Origin of the sequence: Eikenella glucosivorans, assembly GCF_016025525.2 — a bacterium.
Taxonomy (GTDB): domain Bacteria; phylum Pseudomonadota; class Gammaproteobacteria; order Burkholderiales; family Neisseriaceae; genus Eikenella; species Eikenella glucosivorans.
Genome location: NZ_JACSGR010000004.1, coordinates 110,306 through 127,209 on the forward strand (window position 1 = coordinate 110,306; position 16,904 = coordinate 127,209).

15 protein-coding genes are annotated in these 16,904 nt (G+C 50.8%); 1 reads left to right on the plus strand and 14 read right to left on the minus strand.

The features are described from left to right. Positions 1–31: 31 nt before the first annotated feature. Entirely contained in the window at positions 32–496 is a 465-nt protein-coding gene (locus tag H9Q10_RS06100; RefSeq protein ID WP_197903084.1) for a hypothetical protein, read from the plus strand. Positions 497–542: 46 nt separating this feature from the next. Here H9Q10_RS06100 and H9Q10_RS06105 read toward each other — a convergent pair whose 3' ends face one another. The 14 genes from H9Q10_RS06105 to H9Q10_RS06170 form a co-directional block, all read right to left on the minus strand. Continuing rightward, entirely contained in the window at positions 543–872 is a 330-nt protein-coding gene (locus H9Q10_RS06105) for a lysozyme inhibitor LprI family protein (RefSeq protein ID WP_197903085.1), read from the minus strand. Positions 873–882: 10 nt separating this feature from the next. Next, on the minus strand, positions 883–5,412 hold the full coding sequence (locus H9Q10_RS06110) for a conjugal transfer protein TraG N-terminal domain-containing protein (protein ID WP_205229550.1): 4,530 nt from the start codon (positions 5,410–5,412) through the stop codon (positions 883–885). 182 nt (positions 5,413–5,594) lie between these two features. After that, positions 5,595–7,127, minus strand: coding sequence for a conjugal transfer protein TraH (locus tag H9Q10_RS06115; RefSeq protein ID WP_197903087.1), 1,533 nt, complete (start codon positions 7,125–7,127; stop codon positions 5,595–5,597). Between the two features lie 12 nt (positions 7,128–7,139). Then, positions 7,140–8,105, minus strand: coding sequence for a conjugal transfer protein TraF (traF, locus tag H9Q10_RS06120; protein ID WP_197903088.1), 966 nt, complete (start codon positions 8,103–8,105; stop codon positions 7,140–7,142). Positions 8,106–8,117: 12 nt separating this feature from the next. After that, a complete protein-coding gene (locus H9Q10_RS06125; RefSeq protein WP_197903089.1) occupies positions 8,118–9,170 on the minus strand; it encodes a tetratricopeptide repeat protein in 1,053 nt (350 codons plus the stop codon). A 10-nt stretch (positions 9,171–9,180) separates the two neighbouring features. Further along, positions 9,181–10,413 carry a TraU family protein gene (locus H9Q10_RS06130; protein WP_080984511.1) on the minus strand — a complete coding sequence of 411 codons (1,233 nt, stop codon included), beginning with the start codon at positions 10,411–10,413 and terminating at the stop codon, positions 9,181–9,183. 13 nt (positions 10,414–10,426) lie between these two features. Then, the gene (locus H9Q10_RS06135) at positions 10,427–11,338 is read right to left on the minus strand and encodes a TrbC family F-type conjugative pilus assembly protein (protein ID WP_197903090.1); all 912 of its coding nucleotides are present in this window, start codon (positions 11,336–11,338) and stop codon (positions 10,427–10,429) included. Between the two features lie 115 nt (positions 11,339–11,453). Next, the gene (locus tag H9Q10_RS06140) at positions 11,454–11,975 is read right to left on the minus strand and encodes a S26 family signal peptidase (protein ID WP_197903091.1); all 522 of its coding nucleotides are present in this window, start codon (positions 11,973–11,975) and stop codon (positions 11,454–11,456) included. 11 nt (positions 11,976–11,986) lie between these two features. Next, positions 11,987–12,559, minus strand: a complete 573-nt coding sequence (locus tag H9Q10_RS06145) for a TrbI F-type domain-containing protein (protein ID WP_049258604.1) — start codon at positions 12,557–12,559, stop codon at positions 11,987–11,989. A gap of 20 nt (positions 12,560–12,579) precedes the next feature. Continuing rightward, on the minus strand, positions 12,580–15,069 hold the full coding sequence (locus tag H9Q10_RS06150; RefSeq protein ID WP_197903092.1) for a TraC family protein: 2,490 nt from the start codon (positions 15,067–15,069) through the stop codon (positions 12,580–12,582). A gap of 58 nt (positions 15,070–15,127) precedes the next feature. Further along, positions 15,128–15,559, minus strand: coding sequence for a single-stranded DNA-binding protein (locus H9Q10_RS06155; protein ID WP_197903093.1), 432 nt, complete (start codon positions 15,557–15,559; stop codon positions 15,128–15,130). A 123-nt stretch (positions 15,560–15,682) separates the two neighbouring features. Beyond that, positions 15,683–16,111, minus strand: coding sequence for a type II toxin-antitoxin system VapC family toxin (locus H9Q10_RS06160; protein ID WP_049258601.1), 429 nt, complete (start codon positions 16,109–16,111; stop codon positions 15,683–15,685). Further along, complete coding sequence (locus tag H9Q10_RS06165; RefSeq protein ID WP_049258600.1) at positions 16,108–16,347, minus strand: FitA-like ribbon-helix-helix domain-containing protein; 240 nt, start codon at positions 16,345–16,347, stop codon at positions 16,108–16,110. The genes H9Q10_RS06160 and H9Q10_RS06165 overlap by 4 nt, the downstream gene beginning before the upstream one ends. A gap of 124 nt (positions 16,348–16,471) precedes the next feature. Beyond that, positions 16,472–16,762 carry a hypothetical protein gene (locus H9Q10_RS06170; protein WP_197903094.1) on the minus strand — a complete coding sequence of 97 codons (291 nt, stop codon included), beginning with the start codon at positions 16,760–16,762 and terminating at the stop codon, positions 16,472–16,474. Between the last annotated feature and the right edge of the window lie 142 nt (positions 16,763–16,904).

The following is a 16,904-nucleotide window of genomic DNA, read 5'->3' on the forward strand; positions in this document are numbered from 1 at the left end:
AATATTAATAGATTCAAAAAATGGGTGCCAAATGTTAAAGCGAAAATTTAAGTATTTATCTAGCACTATTGTGATTGCATTATGTGTTGTTCCGTTGTGTGTAGTAGCCAAAAGTATTTCGGATGGCACAAAACAATCTGAGCGTGGAGACTTGGTCATCGACCACGTTGCCTGCACTCTGGAGGATGGAAGATACTTACTCGTACATCCTATCCCTAATAATTATTCAAGATATTCTTGGCAAGCAGATATTGGGCAAGGGGAATCTATGATTAAGCTGCGCAGGGGTTCGTATGATTATGTAGAGGATGGCAATGTCAAAATGGACTATCTATTCACGCAAGGCGGATTAAAATACCAGATCCACTTCGATTATGATAGCTTTCGTGAGAACCGTAGTAAAGGATATATTATTATCAGAAATAGAAATAGAAATAAAAATAGAATAATTTCCCGCATTCACTGCAAAACAACCCCAAAGTTTTGGGTTGAATAGATTATTTAGTTAAACCCGAATATCTTTCTCGATATTCGGGTTTATTTTATCTGTAATTATTTAAAATTTCCTGCATTTCCTTAGCTCTACGTGCATTCATATTTGTAAGGCATTCTATTTGCCCAGTAACATTTCTTCCATAATATCGGCAATTAGCATCTCTATAATCAATCCACTTTCTCTGAACAGCATCAAATCCTTGAACCTCAGCAACCGGCATACTCTGTCGCATTTGCTGGTATATACGGTTCATCTGTATTTTTGTTTGATTGTAAGCATTTTCTAATTGCCGCAGTTGTTCATTAGGGCCAACGCTTGGACCAGCGAAAGCACTAAGCGGAGTGAGTAATAGTAAAAAGTAAACTTTTTTGCTCATCGATCCTCCTTTAAAGGAAATATTTTCTGCGATGCTGTTTGAATTCAGGCGCTTCAACCATCTCGCCTTTTTCAATCACGTTATTTCTATTGGTATCCCATACAGAATTCAATTCGTATGCTGCTGATCCTTTCCTATACCCATATCCAGATACGGCAGTATAAAGATCGGCAATATTAGTTGGTTTATTTGCTCTAAATCCACGATCTTTGAAATAGTTTTCAACAAAGCCCATCTGTCTCTCAAATGATAGGGCGCCGAACTGATCCCGTGTCATGCCAAAATATAGCCCATCTTTTCTTCCATCTGTATATTCCATAAACTGGATCAGGCCTGTTGCAGATGAATGAGGGTTCTTTATGCTCGGACTGAATGTTCCTACTGTTTCAAAAGAAATAACAGCAGCCAAATCATTAGGGTTTGCCCCTATATTCCTAGCCACTCGTTCAATTATTGCAGCTTTTTCAGGTGTAAATCCCCTGATATTGGTTGCATATGAGTGTTGTGAACTTGGATTAGCTGGGTGATCTAACGGTACAGTCGTATTAGATAAACCTTTAAATCGAGCTACTACAGGCGTAATTCTGCCTGACGCTATGGCATCCTCATATGTTTTCCCTGGCGCTCCCCATTTACGCTCCTGTTCGAAATCAGAAACCCATTTTCCAGTATGTGCATTATAAATGGCTACGTGACCAGGAGCATTAGGGTTCCTTGGGTTAACAAGGGAAATTACATCGCCATGTTGGAATTGCATATTCCGATCAAAAGGAACACGTTCATATTGACTGGTAGAAAGCAATCTAGCTGCAACATTTTTCCCATCCCCCAATCCTGTGCCCTTGCCGAATGGGTTCATACCACTATCATCCAGTATCATGCGTACATTCAATGCACAATCCCCATCACCAAATCTCTTATGCCCCTGCCACTCTTTTGTCATATGGCCATTTGCATATTCTCTAAAGGTAAATCCGTGGTCATGCCGGTTTTGGAATGCGGCATCAAGTTTGGCATAAGTGGCATTGGATTGGCTGTTATGTTTTTCTGGTTCCACTCTATTGTCTAATGCGGAAGTGTTCTTATGCAATCTACCGTGCGCTGAAGCATGCTGATTAGCGGGGGAATGTTCTGTCCCGGTAGGCTCATGTGATCTTGATGTTGTTGCCTGCGAAGAGTCTGCTTGAGGCGTTAGCTTATGTCCGATAACCTCCTCAATTGGTTTACCATCAATTGTCTTCGTTGCATCGGACATACTGAATCCTTCCATCATTCTTCTATTGGCAGCCACTTGGTTGATTTTTTCATTCAACTCAGGATCAAGGGTAGCTGCCGGCATCCCGTCTTTACTATCCTGGGTGCTACCGAACATATCCCGCAAAACCCTACCACCACCTAATGATGCTGCATCTAATGCGCTGACTGCATAGCCAAACGTGGCACCAACGTAATCTCCTTGTTCCAGCTGTTCTCCTGCGCTATGCCATGCACTCCATGCGCCTGTCTGGGAGTAATCCAAGAACTTCCGTACAGGACCTCGTTCACTGAGCTCCTTCGCAACATTATTGTTAAATTCAGTCATCTCTGCCATTTTGGCACGGTTATAGGCCAAAATTTTCTGTCTATCCTCCAATGACAGATTATTTTGCTCCTTGCCATCACTATTATGGCGTGTTGCAAATGCCGATTCGGTACGGCCATGAGGGTTGGCTTCTTCCAGTGCTTCCTTATTGCCCAGCGGTGCAGCAAATTTGCCAATACCTTCTGCTCGGTCAGCAGATATTTGAGCATCAATGGCCTCTTGGTTACTACTGTGCAACGTATTTGCATTTGTATGTACAGCCAATGCCCCTGCGGATAGATTATGGTAGGCTTGGGCATGAGCTGATGGATTAGCAGATGTCATACCGTGGATGGCAGCAAGAGCAGCTGCTTGTTCGTTGCTTGATCCAGTGTACAGACGGGTTAATGTGTTGAAGTATTCGCTATTATTACCAATAGCATTTTGCAATGCAGCCCCAGCAGCCCTATCATATTTAGCTGCTTCGGTCGCACCTGCGGACAAGCGATTTTGTGTAACAGCTGCACTAGTGGGCTCAAGCAACGAGTCAAATGCAGTGCGATTGATACTACTACTGAACCCATGACTAGTGGTGCTACTAGTTGCATGTTCGATACTGCGCATTTCTTCCCTAGCATCAGACAAGCCTTGTTGAACAGAGTGACTAATCTGATGAGAGTCAAGCTTACCGAATGCAGTCTGAATACCCTCAGTATCATCTAATCTAGTACCAACTTTCATATCATGGCTTTGACCATTGCTGTCGGTATAGGTAACTGTATCTTTAACCTCACCACCAACACCGGCAGTAATGATTTTCCCGCCTGAGGCACCCACTACAAACGACTCTCCCGACTGAACAGCATGATCACCCTGACGGGCAATACGTGCAATATCTTCACCACTCTCAGTTTTTGCATACACAATGCCGGTGGTTTTCACTACGCCATCACTGTCAATTTCCGCTAATGTACGGCTTTCTGTTGCGCCTTCCATCATCTGTATCTTAGACGAGATCGCATGGCGAGCACTTTCGATAGAGTCTTGGCTAGTCTGTAAGTTAATAGATCCAGGATTAGAGGCATCTGCATTATGAACAAGGTTTTGGTTGAAATTATCAGTAGTCAACACTCCACCGGCTGAACTATTGGCAATCATTCGAGCAGTACCGATAACTTCCGACTGATCCAACTTCGGTGCAGCTTTATCCTCATCAATAAAGTCCTTACCAACCATGTTGGCACGCTGCGCCAGTTGTACCAAACCATAGATAGACGCGCCCATGAATGACAGCATAACCAGTGGTACGGATGACATCATCGTGGAGGCTGAAGCCAACATATCTTGCGTGCTGTTAAAAATACCATTGATCACAGTAGGCGAATATATCCTGGTCGGTTCATCAGATGCGGCAATAGCCAAAATCAAATCGTGCATTCGGTTGTTATAGTTCTGGAGCATATAGTAGGCAATGGCACTATTCAGCGGCAGCCAGGAATTGATCCAAGCTGCGAACATCAGGTAGCTCCCCATAACACGGATACCGTTCCAACCCATAACCAAGATGATGAAAATCATGATCGGAGCCATCACGATATAAATAAACATCAGTATATTCATGCTGTGCCCCATGAAAGTCTGGAATGCAGAAGCTTCGCCAGCCGCATCAATAGCGGCACGATTGCGTGCTTCGGACAGCATAAACGCTTGTCGTGCACACTCGCCATCATTGCCGCCGATACAGCTGTGCACAATATTTGAAAAAATCATATTAGCTTCGATTTCGGCCGCACTGACCGAGTTGCCAGCAGTAAATACCTGAGCCAAGGCGGCAGGCTGTACCTGACCTTGTTGAATCTGGCTACGTACGGTGTTGAGAATAGTAGCCGGGTCGCTAATCCCCATCGCCGCACCACTGCGGTCAGTAACGCAATTGGCATTACTGCTGACAGAGCGTCCTTCAGCATCGCGACAAGCTGCTGCCGCCATGGCTACCGGCAGCTGATCCAACTCGGCCTGCGTACGTTCGTAATGTTGATTATTGTTGATACTGCTGCCTTTGATGGCAGATAAGTTACGGTTGCTAGTGACACTGACGGCAGTAGGTGAGTAGTTTTTCCCGGGCAGATTAACAACGTTCTGAACCATCATCAGAGAAATAATTTTCCCTGCATCAGAGCAACCGACCAATCCTTCCACCATTGGCTCCCCAGGTTTAGCCCCAGGCAAAACTATCCTAACCATCCCGGATTGATTCCCGCGTGTTAATACATTGAAAATACCTCCTTTATCAGCCTCGCTCCAGCGGCTCCCCCAGTTGCACACTTTGGATGCCTCAGACAGATTGTGTAATAACAAGGCATTTTCCGGGCCTGAAAATTGATTCCGAAGCCTCAATACAGTTTTCAGGGGGCTGAAATAACCCTCTGCGCCGTGAGTCAGTATGCCCCCCTCCGGTGCGGTAGTACCTCCAGTCATGGTGCTATCTGGCATAACCTGCATTCCAGTGTCGTATTGTTCGGTCAGCCGCTTGGAAACGTAGGAAAACAGCCCCAATGGATAGGCTACCCCAATTGGTACGTTGTCCACTTTGCGGAATCCGACCGCTCCCCCCGTGGCTCCGCCTTTCGCATCGTAATAGGAAGCAACCCATACCGAGGTTTTGGGAATGAACAATGCTGATACGATGATAATCATCAGAAAGGTATTGAACGGCTGCATGGTTCGTTTGGTAATAAACTGTACCAACATCGAAGTTAGTGCCAGCATTGCACCCAGTTGCAGCAGGCTGATTAGGGGCGATCCTGTACCTGCACCGTTGAAGAACATGGCAACTGCATTCAGTCCCTTAGCCAGTACATCAATGTCGCCTACTACCCATAAAGTTGTGATGTCCTGATCCGCCCCCGCATCAATAGATGCCGGTAATGCATCAGCCACCGCTGGTATCTGGATCAACAGCATTGTTATCAACATCATGACTTTCCCGAGTCGATTACGGCCATACCGCAACCACCCGGTAAACCGGTTCTTGCAGAGAAGTCCGCTTATTGTCCCTTTAGATAGTTTGAGTAGCGAGATGGCTACATTCAGGATGGAGCGGATGAGGTGGGGGCAGCTAGACATGATGTTTCCCTTTATTGGCATATTTGGTGTGTTTGTTATTGAGATAATCCAGAGCTATTGCCGGCCAGCAAGACCGCCCCTCGTACCATAGTTACGAAATTCCGGTGTGCGGCGGCACGGGTACTGCTGTCGGCATAACGTTCAGCTTGGGCCGTTAGCTCTGCCAGCTGTTTCTGTTGATTGGGTGACAAGCCGACGATGCGTTTTCCGCTGGAGGTAATATTGGCTGAATAGGCAATAGAGACGGTTTTATTCATTGCCATCACCATCTCTGCTGCCATCTGCTCGCCGTACAGGTGTGCGGCGGCATCGGCTGCTTGGATAGCTGTCTGCGTACCACTGCGTGCTGCTTGACTGAGCACATCAAGAGTCTCTTTAGGCAGCCGTCTAAGGAAGGCGATTTGTTGTTCAGTCAGCTGTTGGTTATTATCGATAAAATAAGCCATGATTGAACCTTCTTGAATTTGGGACGGTATCGAATCGCCTAATTTATTGCCATCACCGAAGGCGGTCTGTTTGCCAATCAGAAGATTGAGAATGTAGCGGTGGGTCCCAGGATATTTTGAGTCGTTAGTTACTACTTCTTGGCAGCTGTCTGCTTTATGGATATCGAAATCCTTACATTGGTATTCGCTAAGTGCTGCACCGGTTGGTGCGCCATTGACTAAGTCTTTAAACGACCAAATTGGAGCCAGGTCTTTGTCTACGCGCTCAGAGGATCCTTGGACGAATTGACCACCAGTTGAGGAGGAAGTCGCCTTATCGCCGGTTAAGATAATTTGCGTACCATACAGGCTCATAGCCATTTGCAGAAAAGCCTGATCGCCACCATACGGACGGGTATCAATCGCACCATCACCGGAAGATTTGAATACACCGGCGGAAACCAAGGTATTCATCATATTGTTGCCATATTCGGTAGACTGATCTGCCGCATCCGTCGGCCGATTGGCATTGCGACCATCGTAGGTGCGGCTATCGTTCGCGGCAGCATAGTCTTTCGCTTTCCCGGAAGAAGCAGCCATTGCGGCTTCGGCCTGCCCCTTGCTGTCGTCACCGAAGGCAGATGGGTTACGGTTACCACGTAGGTAGTCGATTCCCATGGTACCGAGTTGGCAGGTATTTTTGGCTTGGCTGTTGATTTTGGTGGTCCAATCTTGCAGGCCGGACATGATGTTCTGACAAGGTGGGCAGAGGTTATCTAGGGCAATCTTGATGGCATAACCTGTACCGTTAGCCACAATGGCACGAACTAAGTTTTGCATGTTTTTTTCCGAGATCATGGAAAAACTGCCGAAATAGGCATCAATGCCGCCGCAACCCGCTCCGACGCGCGGCGGATCAAAGGCCATTACATTGAAACTGCGTACCGGTGTGCGGACCGATAGCCCCCCCAAAGTGCCGCCGTAATTATCGTTGACTGCACCCACGGAGGGAGCTGTTTGGTTCCACATAGCATCCATGCCACCAGAAACGTCAGCTTGTGCTGTAACACTTGTACCAAGCCATAGTGATAAGGCCAGCATGGTCGGTATGACGTATTTTCTAGTACCCAAATAATTTTTCATGATTTCCTCCCGTTACATTCTGCGCTGTATCATTTCATTCAACATCTTAACCAGTTCATCGGTGTTGTTCGGGTTACGTATCCGCCGCCGTACATCAGCCATGTCACCCGGTGTCAGGATACCCCTGTCTTGCAGTTTGGCGATGTTACTCAACTCGGGATTGGCAATCTGCATATCGATGGCCGCCAATACGATTTTTTCTTCTAACTCGGCTTGAGACATCGCGCCGTGTGCCACAATCGCCATTTTGTCCGGAGGAGCAACCAAGACTACGGCTGGGGTCAGTTTGATACCCAAAGAACGGGCGCGAGACGCACCACGGTCATATAACAGCTGTGTGGCAGGCATACCTTGGATCACACCGCCGTCGGTACTGATATAGCGCACCGGTAGGCCGTATTTCTGCGACAACATCCGGGTAACCGCAAACTGGCTGTGGCAAAAGTGGCATTGTGAATCGAAGAACAGCCATAGGCCGGCTTTACTTCTCAGATCGCGGATAATGCCCTCACGGGCACGGCTGATCTGCGACAAGGCCTGCGCTCTGGCCATTGATGAAATCGGAAACCTTACCGACTCGTCCAACATCGGATCGGTGCGTACCACCTGTTCGCTCATATTGGCGTAGTTGGTGGACATATCCAATGCCACTCGCTCCATATATTTATAGGCACGCACATTTTCTTCGGTCGGGTTGGTCATGGCGCGATCCAGCAAAATTGGTAGTTGCTGTCGCACCCAAGCGGCCGAAAATAGCTCAGGACCAGTAGATTCCGGCTGTGCGGCTCTGACCGGAGCGGCTGGCTGCGGAGCAGGAGGCCGTCGAGGTACCGGTTTAGGCTGCGCCGGTGTTTCTTCATACCACAGCCAGCCGCGTGGCGCGGCGCGCCGATAAGCATTGTCAGCATAAACGCTCGGCACAGTCACCAAGGTGGCCACCGTAACAGCAATCAGGATATTTTTAAGTCGGTATCGCATTGCCTTCCCTATTTAACGTTGCGGAATGGTGTCATTAATCGGCTGTCTCCAATCAAAAACCTTAGGAACAGTACCGTGCGTACCAAGCCAGCTGCGCACTTGTGAACGTACCTGTTGCTGCTTTGGCGACGGCAGTGCTGCCAATGCCCGTTCTGCTCGACGGTTATGCCGGCGGTCGGCTACGGCAGCAATCATCAGCCATTTGGCGGCATCCACCGGGTTAGCCTCACGCAGCCGATCGCCCCTGCCCTGGTAGTCGGCCAGCGCCAACATGGCACCAACATGCCAGCGGTCGGCGGCCTGTACCAGCAACGGATAAGCGCGGTAGGGGTTTTGAACGCCGCCACGACCATTCAAGATAGCCATGCCGTAGCCGTACAGCCCCTCAGCTTCGTTGGCTCGTGCTGAACGTTCCCAATACTCCAATGCCTCACGTTCATTTTTTGCTACGCCGTAGCCCCGCTCCAAGATCTGCGCAATATAGACAGTAGCTGGCCAAAAAGCCTTGTGTTGACCACCAGTTTTATAGGCACTTTCAGCTGCTCGAAACCAGCGCAATGCTTCCGCACCGTTGGCAGGTACGCCCTGACCGTAGTAGTACATCAACCCCATGTTATAGGCGGCTGCATAATTACCGTTAATATCTGCCAGCCGTCCGCCATCCATACGCTTGGAGGCCAGATTGTAGGCACGAGCGGCAGTGGCATAGTCAGGACGGCCACCCAGTCCAGGCAGTTTGCCGGTGTGTGCTAGGTAGCCGTACTGCAATGCTGCCCAGCGGTTACCTTGGTTAGCAGCATTTTTCAGATCGGTTGCAGCCGCACTGTCGCCGCCGATGACCCGACGGTACATGCTAAGGGCGAACTCCTGATCACGCTGCCACATCCGCTGCCGGCTTTCCGGCCGGGCCGCTTGGGTACGGGGGGCAGTATTGGTATTGGCCTGTCCAGCCAAACCCTTGTTGCCGAATACTTGGTTGGGGTTGGTTGCCGGCGTACCGAACGATAGGGAGGGCAGGCAGCACAATATCGCCGCCGTAACTGCCATCCTGTACTTAGTGGACATCTGTTTGCTCCTAATTGAACTCACAGCAGTCCACCCAGCGCCACAGCAGGTAAACCGCATCGGAGTCGTTATTGTTTAAAGCCTGATCGCTACGCCCAATGGCCCAGGAAAAATCACTGGCACCGAGTCGGTGCGCACCTTTACTATTCAGATTGAAGAAATTGGCCACTTCTCCGCTCAGCTGGCCAAACAGCGTACCGTTGTCAATGCCACTGCCTGCGGCACTGCTGTTGGCTGACTGTGCTTCAGGGTAAGGGAACAGCATGGTAGCTTTGAATTCGGATTTGGATGGAAACGGCACGGGCACCGGGGTGCACAATGCTTTATCCCCTACGGTGGATACCGAGGCGAAACCTCCAGTGCGGTTGGACAACAGGATTGAGCGATTGAGGATGGTGGACGTGCCAATGATGCTGTTTTTCTCAGCTGACATCGAGCCGGCTGCCGGCAAATTGTTGCCCATACAACCACCCAGCCAGTAGGCAGCATCATCGGCCGGCCCCCAGCCGATACCGGTGGTATTGGCTACGCAAGAAGCAGTATGTGCCGGTATGTCGAACAGCGGGTTGTTGACCACGTTGCCGATAGCCATCCATTCCGGATACAGCAGGTTCATAAATACCGGATCTTTAGCCGACCAAGTGGGTTGTGTGATTGAGGTTTCCAAATTGCCGCCTTTATGGAAGCAGCGCGGACTCCAGTTATAGGGGTTAAATGGGAACTCCCAACTGTGGAAATGGCGGAATGAGGTGTCGTAACGGCCTGCCGATCCTTCGCCGGCCGTTTGTAACGTAACCGGTTTCAGCGTGCCGGATAATCGTGCCATTTGGCTCAGCATAGGTTTGACTGATGCGCCGTACACCGGCGAGCAGTCGGCGCGGCGTACCACCTCAACAAAACGGGTTGGCAGCCACATACCGCGTGTGTAGCCGTACACCGCATAAGGTTCCTGCCCGCATTTGCAGGTAGACTGGTTGGTTGCGCCGGGGGGATGTGGCACATCGCTGCCAGCCACGGTGGTATTGCCCATAATCCGCAAAGGGAAACCTGAATCATAGTTGAAATTCATCAAAGCGTTATAACCGGCATTCGAACAGCTGCCGCTATCTGAATCGTCGCTTTGGGTACTGCCACTGTTTTGGGGGGTGCCTCCACTTGATCCGGTTGTTCCGGTGGCGTTCAGGCTACCTGAAAATCCCAACAGTACGGCAGCCAGGCTTATAACAAAGTATCTGATCTGCATGATGTGGCCTCAATTAATCAAACGGCGGAACAGAAACCATCCGCCAAGCGGTTCCTTGTTGCTGCATATAGGTCGGCACAGTACGAAGGTTAAGTCGACCGGCTAGAGGGGGAGTCAACGGCGAAGCTGGCAGGCCGGCATCGGCCAGGCCACCCAGGCGGGTATAAAACAGGATGGTTTGCGGCCGCTCGCGCATAATCCGTTGTGCATAACGTACTTGACGAGCATCACGGCCATCTATAACCAATATGGAGCGGTGACCGGCCGGGTCTAGCGCCAGTACGTTGAACCGTGTGCCTTTCGGGTAGACTACCGCCCCAGTAGAAGGATGGCGGATCTCATGGTCGGCGGCCACATAGGGGGTAAACAGACGGTTACTGATGGTGGTAGCTGTTGGTAAATCCATTGTGCCTGCCATTTGCCGGTTGAGTGCCTGCGAGGTTTGGCGGGCGTGCGATCGCCAATTAAAGCGGGCGGCAGCCGAGCGCATCACTTCGGCTTGATCCGGCTCAGTCACGCGCCATTGCCGACCGAGCCGACGGTTGAATTCTTTTCTTTTTACCGCCCGTATGGCAGTAGCTAAATCAGGTACACCCTGCACCAGATACCATTTGCCACCATCCAAGTGCAGCATGGCAGGAACGTATCCGATGCGGTATTGTCGGAATGCCTGTGGCATGACCATGATATTGGGCGGATTGCGCCGGGCCGCTTCAGGCAGTTTGCGCACTAGGTGTTCGGCATAATCGAAAGCTTTGTCTGCCCCGCCGCTACCCCAGCCCCGGTATAGAAAAACCGTATCTTTACGACCTGCCCCTTGCGTCAGCAGCTTCAACAAATCCGTTTCCGGCATAGCGCGGGAAACGAATACCACAGTCTTTACCTCAGCCAGCTGCCGCATGGCAGGGTTCTGTCCAGACGGCATCAGCATCTCATTGGGGCGCAGTGGCAGACCGTTCAGGCTGCCTGAAAACTGTGCCGCACGCCGGTGCTGCACCTCTAACAGATTTTGCAGACTGCCTTCTCCAGCTGCGGCATGGCTAGAATACAGGCACCAGACGGCCGCGCACCATAGAGAGCGGATAAGGCCCCCAATAGCGCGAGTCCCAAGAATGCTGTTCGGAGCCGAATACGAAAACTTCATCTCGATCCAATCTGTAAGTCTTGTCCCAAAAGGTCGGCGGTTTGCCCAGTTTGGCCGCACCGTAGCGTACATCGGCAATCAGCCGACCGTTGATGTAGACATTGCCGCCGGCAATGCGCACTTCGTCGCCGGGCAGTCCGGCCACCATCTTGCCGATCGGCTGGCCGTCGGCGATCACCGGTACCATACCGCGTGCCGGAAACAGGATGATGTCACCACGCTGCAGAGGTCGTCTTTCCTGTTGTTTGTCATACCAGTACAGTTGCCAAGGTAGACAGCCCTGCACTTTGGCTTCAAATAACAAAGCACCACGTTGCTGCAATAATGGGCGTGCCGCCCAAGCAGCAGTAAAAACTGCTATGCCAATAGCAGAAACCAGTAAACGAATTTTGAGTGGCGGTAAAGCCTGTTTCGGCATACGCTGCCACCTTAATCCAATTGGCTACCCAGCCGTCCTTCAGAAGCTGCTGCGGGTAGAGCATCATGCCCGACAGGGGTAATGGCAGGAGAAGAAAGTGTCGGTGCGGGTGCAGGTGTGGTGGCAGATGCAGGTATGGGCGACAGTTTGATACCTAACTCAGCCGCCACCTGTTCAGTCATGTCGGCTTCCGGTGGATAGGTTAACACTGCCGATTTACGAACCACAATCCGACCGTCAGCGGCCAATTCATCTAATTTGGTTTGGATGCCGGCCAGCTGTGCCGCTAGTTTCTGCTGTGCCTGTTCCGGGCTGTCAGATTGGATATTGGCCAATGCCTCCTGCAGGTAGGCGGCAGCCAGGCGGTCTGAGTCGACTACGGCGATGCCGCCGGCAGCGTGACTGGGGAAAATGGTGCGGTAAAAGCTGTAGCCGCCCAGTAGTACTGCGAGCACCACCAACACAGTCAGTAGGGTATTGCCATTGCCGCCGGTTTGGCGCGACGGAGAAGCCTCCTCTGTTTTGATGGCAGGGGCGTGTGTGGAAGCGACCGGGCTGTCGGCCTGGGGATGTTGTTCTGTCATGATTCGTCCTTTTATGACCTTTAGGAAGTGCCGTCGCCGTACAGCCTATTGGCTTCGGCTTCGACCAAATGAGTGATTTGTTCACCACCGCGCACGCGTCGTTGCAACTCTTTAAACAGATCACCTTCGGTATTGAACAGCACGCGGTTGAACGGGGTTTCGATCAGGCGGGCGATGCCGGCACTGCTGCCGCTGCGTACCAAAATTTCGCTGTACTGACCTTTGGCCGTCTGTACTTCGCGCATCAACTGTTCGGTGTAGGCATCCACCTGGATCCATTTTTTCGTTACCGCTTCGGCAATCGCCTCCGGCGTCTGCTGCATATGGAATTTGGTGTGCGCCGAGGCCATGATGGCCGAGCCGTGCGGCGTGCTGTAAATCTGGGCGAAGGTCTGCACCACCACGCCGACCGAGCCGTCTTCCTTGCGCACTTTCGAGTTCAGCTGGGCGATGAATTTGGCAAACGGCTCGTCGGTCACCCGGTCGCCGCCTTCCTCCACCACCAGCATGCGGCGGCGGCCGTCGCGGCTGGTAAACATTTCCTGGGCGATGGTGGTGGACAGCATCATCAGCACCACGTCGCACAGGTGCTTGTTGGTGGTCAGGCCGGACAGTTCGATGACGGTCCAGTCGGCCTCGGTGCGGAAATTGTTTTCGCCCCGGAACCAGCGCCCCATCGAGCCGGTCGAGCCGAAGGGCGACAGCAGCATCGCCAACTGGTGCTGCTGGTCGGCCATGCGGCCGGTCTGGTTGTTCAAAAACTGGATCACGTCGGTAATCTCGGCCTGGTTGCCTTTGTTGGCATACACCGACTTGACCGCTTCCTCGGCCAGCGCGCGCTGGGTGTCGTCCAAACCTTCCAGCGGTTTGGCCATCTTGCCGATAATCGGCAGGATCAGTTCGATTTCGCGATCTATGTCGGAAATTTTGGTAAACGGGTTCAGGCTGACTTCCGAATGGAAATCGAAGTCGATGATTTGTGCACCGGCTGCCTGAGCGGCCGCTAAATAGGATGAACCGGTATCCAGCGTCCAAATTTTAGTGCCCATTGACAGCTGGTCTTGGATTAGGCGCTGCACGGCAAAGGTTTTACCGGTGCCGGAGCCGCCGGTCCAAACCCAGTTGTAGTTGAGGTTGCGCGGGTCAAACAGGGCATAGCGGAACGGGCGGCCGATGCGGGTGGTCAGCAGCATCTCGTTGCCGAAACCCTGCCATTCGTCGGTAACCGGCAACAAGTGAGCCGCATGGCTGCCGCCCATGGTTTTAAAACGGTGGGTATTCTTAATGGATTCAGGAGAAGCGTTCAGCGGCAGCTGGTTGAAGAAAGATACTTCCGGCATATAGCGCTCCGGCCGCATCACGAAACCAAGCCGTTTGTAATAGGAGGATAAGGTGGATTGAGCACCGCGAATGGCGTTGGCTGACGCATTGAATAAGCAAAGACTGGTGCTGACTTCCACCAGGTTGCCTCCCTCGACCATCAACTGAGCCAGCTGCTGATAGCCTTCGCGTTTTTTCTTTAGTTTCGGCGACCATTTCAGCATCAGCTGGTTGGCGGATTTCTCCACTTGACCCTGCATGGCACGCACTTTGGCTGCTTTGGTCTGCTGTTCCGGAAAATGGATGGTAGTGCACAACGCATAGGGCATACCAATCTGTGGTCCTTTCCCTGGCGGATTGCCTAACAGTTCAATCATGCGTGAAAAGTGGAAAGGCTTCTCCGAGCCTGGATAGCGATCGATAGCCAGCAGACCGATATATTGCCGTTCATGCGAATAAGAAAAACCAGAGCAATGAAGTAAGTCGTGACGGCGGTTGTCCCAGTTCATGCGAGAACCGACTGGGAACAACTGTTCGTTCAAAGGTGTTTCCTCTTCCACACCGGTATCCCAATCTTCATACACCGAGAAATAGCGGCGCAACACACCCATCAGTGCCGGGGTAGATAATACGTTTACCTCGATACCCATCACAGCCAGCTGCGATAGCACGCGGTTGCGCAACTTCAAAAACTCATCACACTCCTTGCGGAAGGCATCCGTTTCTTTCGGACTACCTGAAAACGGATTCTGCGTTTTAAGTGGAATTTTGAAAGTCCACAGGCAGTAACTTCCCAAAATACGCGTTTCCGTGGTTGGTACCAGCCGATGGCGGCTACCGCGCTCGATAAAGGCAGCTCGCTCGCGTACTCCGTATTGGGCGGTTTGTACCGCTGCATCACCGAATATGCCGAAACGTGCCTGAGTATAAGCTTCGGTAACTGGACGGATATAAGGTGAACCGAAATGAATGAACTGCATGATGGTACCGCCGGGATAAGGCTCATTCAGCAGCACCGATGCTGCATCCGGGGTTTTATCATCCCAGCCAGCTAAAGGGGGAAACATGCAAGCTGAACCGATGGCATTATCCGCTTCACAATAGAAAATGCCGTCTTCGTCATTGCCGGCGGTTAAAGATACATATTGCCAGCCAACATCGCGCTGTTCATTTGATTGGAAAATATTCATACCGCTGTGTGCATCTCGCTAAGCGGCAGCCGCATTCTGCAAGCTGCCGCAGAATGGGTCAGAGGGGGTTGTTATTATCGTCCGCAGCTGCAGCCTGATCCGATGTACGTGACGGATTCAGGGTAATGGATGCGATGCGTTCGGAATTGAGATTGAGGTATATGTTTTCCACTCGGATTTTGCGAGTCTTGATTGTTTGTCCGTCTTTTTCGTAGGTTTCGGACAACTCTTCGCCTTCCACCACCACTGGCATACCTTTAGCCAATAAGTTGTGCAGATGTGTGGCACGACGATTCCAATACTCGCACTCCAGCCACTCAGTCGGTCCGGCCGCTACATAGCGGTCCTGACCGTCAACTTTTTGCCGTTTGAACCGGTTGGAAGCAATAGAAAAGTTCAGGACGGTACTGGTTTCGCCGTCGCTGCGATTGATTTCTTTGAGTTCGAAAGACTGTCCGAGATTACCTCGGACAATGATAGAAATAGACATACGGCCTGTCTCCACGTGGGAAACGGCCGAATTGTGAATAACAGATTGGCAATCAACCCGTTTTGTTGCAGATGGGGGTAAGGGGAGTGTAGTCTGGCATGACAGGTCTGTCAAGTGGGGTATTTACCCAGCATCAAACAGCCAAGGGTTAATTACCGCCAAACCGGCTGCTTCAAACGGCGAGGTATCCCGGGTTGCCACCATCAAACCGGCGGCATGGGCGGTAGCGGCAATATAACCGTCGGCTGCCGATACCCCCCGTCCCCGACGGCGGGCAGCAGCCATCAATTCGGCATACGATATCGCTGCTGCGCCATCAAAAGGCAGGATACGCCCCTCGAACAGGGGTAGTACTGACTGCTCCAGCCCGTTATGCAGCACTTGCCGCTTCCTGCCTTCCGGCAGTACGGCAATGCCGTAGCGCAGTTCGGCCACCGTCACGGCCGACAGATAAAGCGTTTCGATCGACTGGGCATCCATCCAGCGCACAACGGCAGGATCGGGCTGCTGCCGAAGGGTCTCGGAAATGACGTTGGTATCGACTAAAATCATTCGAATGACACCGGTTGTGCGACGGAAGGATCACGGACGGTTTCCAAATCCACCCCGCCGGCCTGCCGGCCCAAACCGGTCAGCAGCGAGCCCAATTTAACCCGCCGCTCGGGACGGGCAGCCTGCTCCAGAATCAGACGGATTTCCGCCTCGGTGCTGCGCCCGGACAAAGCCGCCCGAGCTTTCAGGGCACGGTGAGTTTCATCAGACAGGTTGCGGATGGTAATGGCGGCCATGACAGACTCCTTTGCGGGAATACGGAATGCTGAAATGCTATCATTTTTTAAAACTGATAGCAACCATACTGAACAGCAACCAACCACGGATCGGAAGGTTTGTTAGCCTATGTTTATATCCTCATCATTTTTCTTCTGATTTTATCTTATATTCTAATGCACTGATAACAGCCATTGTTTTTCTTAATAACCTGAAACCTTTCACAACCATATACCCAAAAAATAAACTAAATCCAAGAAGCACTAAAACAAATGGCAATACCCATTCATCACTATTTAACTTAATAATTCCTAAAATAAGTGACAATATCGATATAATCTCCATTAATAATGCAAATCTATAATCTTTCTTCAAACCATCTCTTAGTTCATAGGTTTTAGATAATAATCCATTCAGATTTTCTTTTTCTTCCATGATGTACTCCAAATTATGATAAGTCTTAACCTCTGTTAATGCTGTTATACTGCACAAACCCATAATTGCCAAAAAACGTACTTAGAATAAATATTTTATCCATCTTTTCCTAATTCAATTCTTTCTATCTGCATCTCAATGT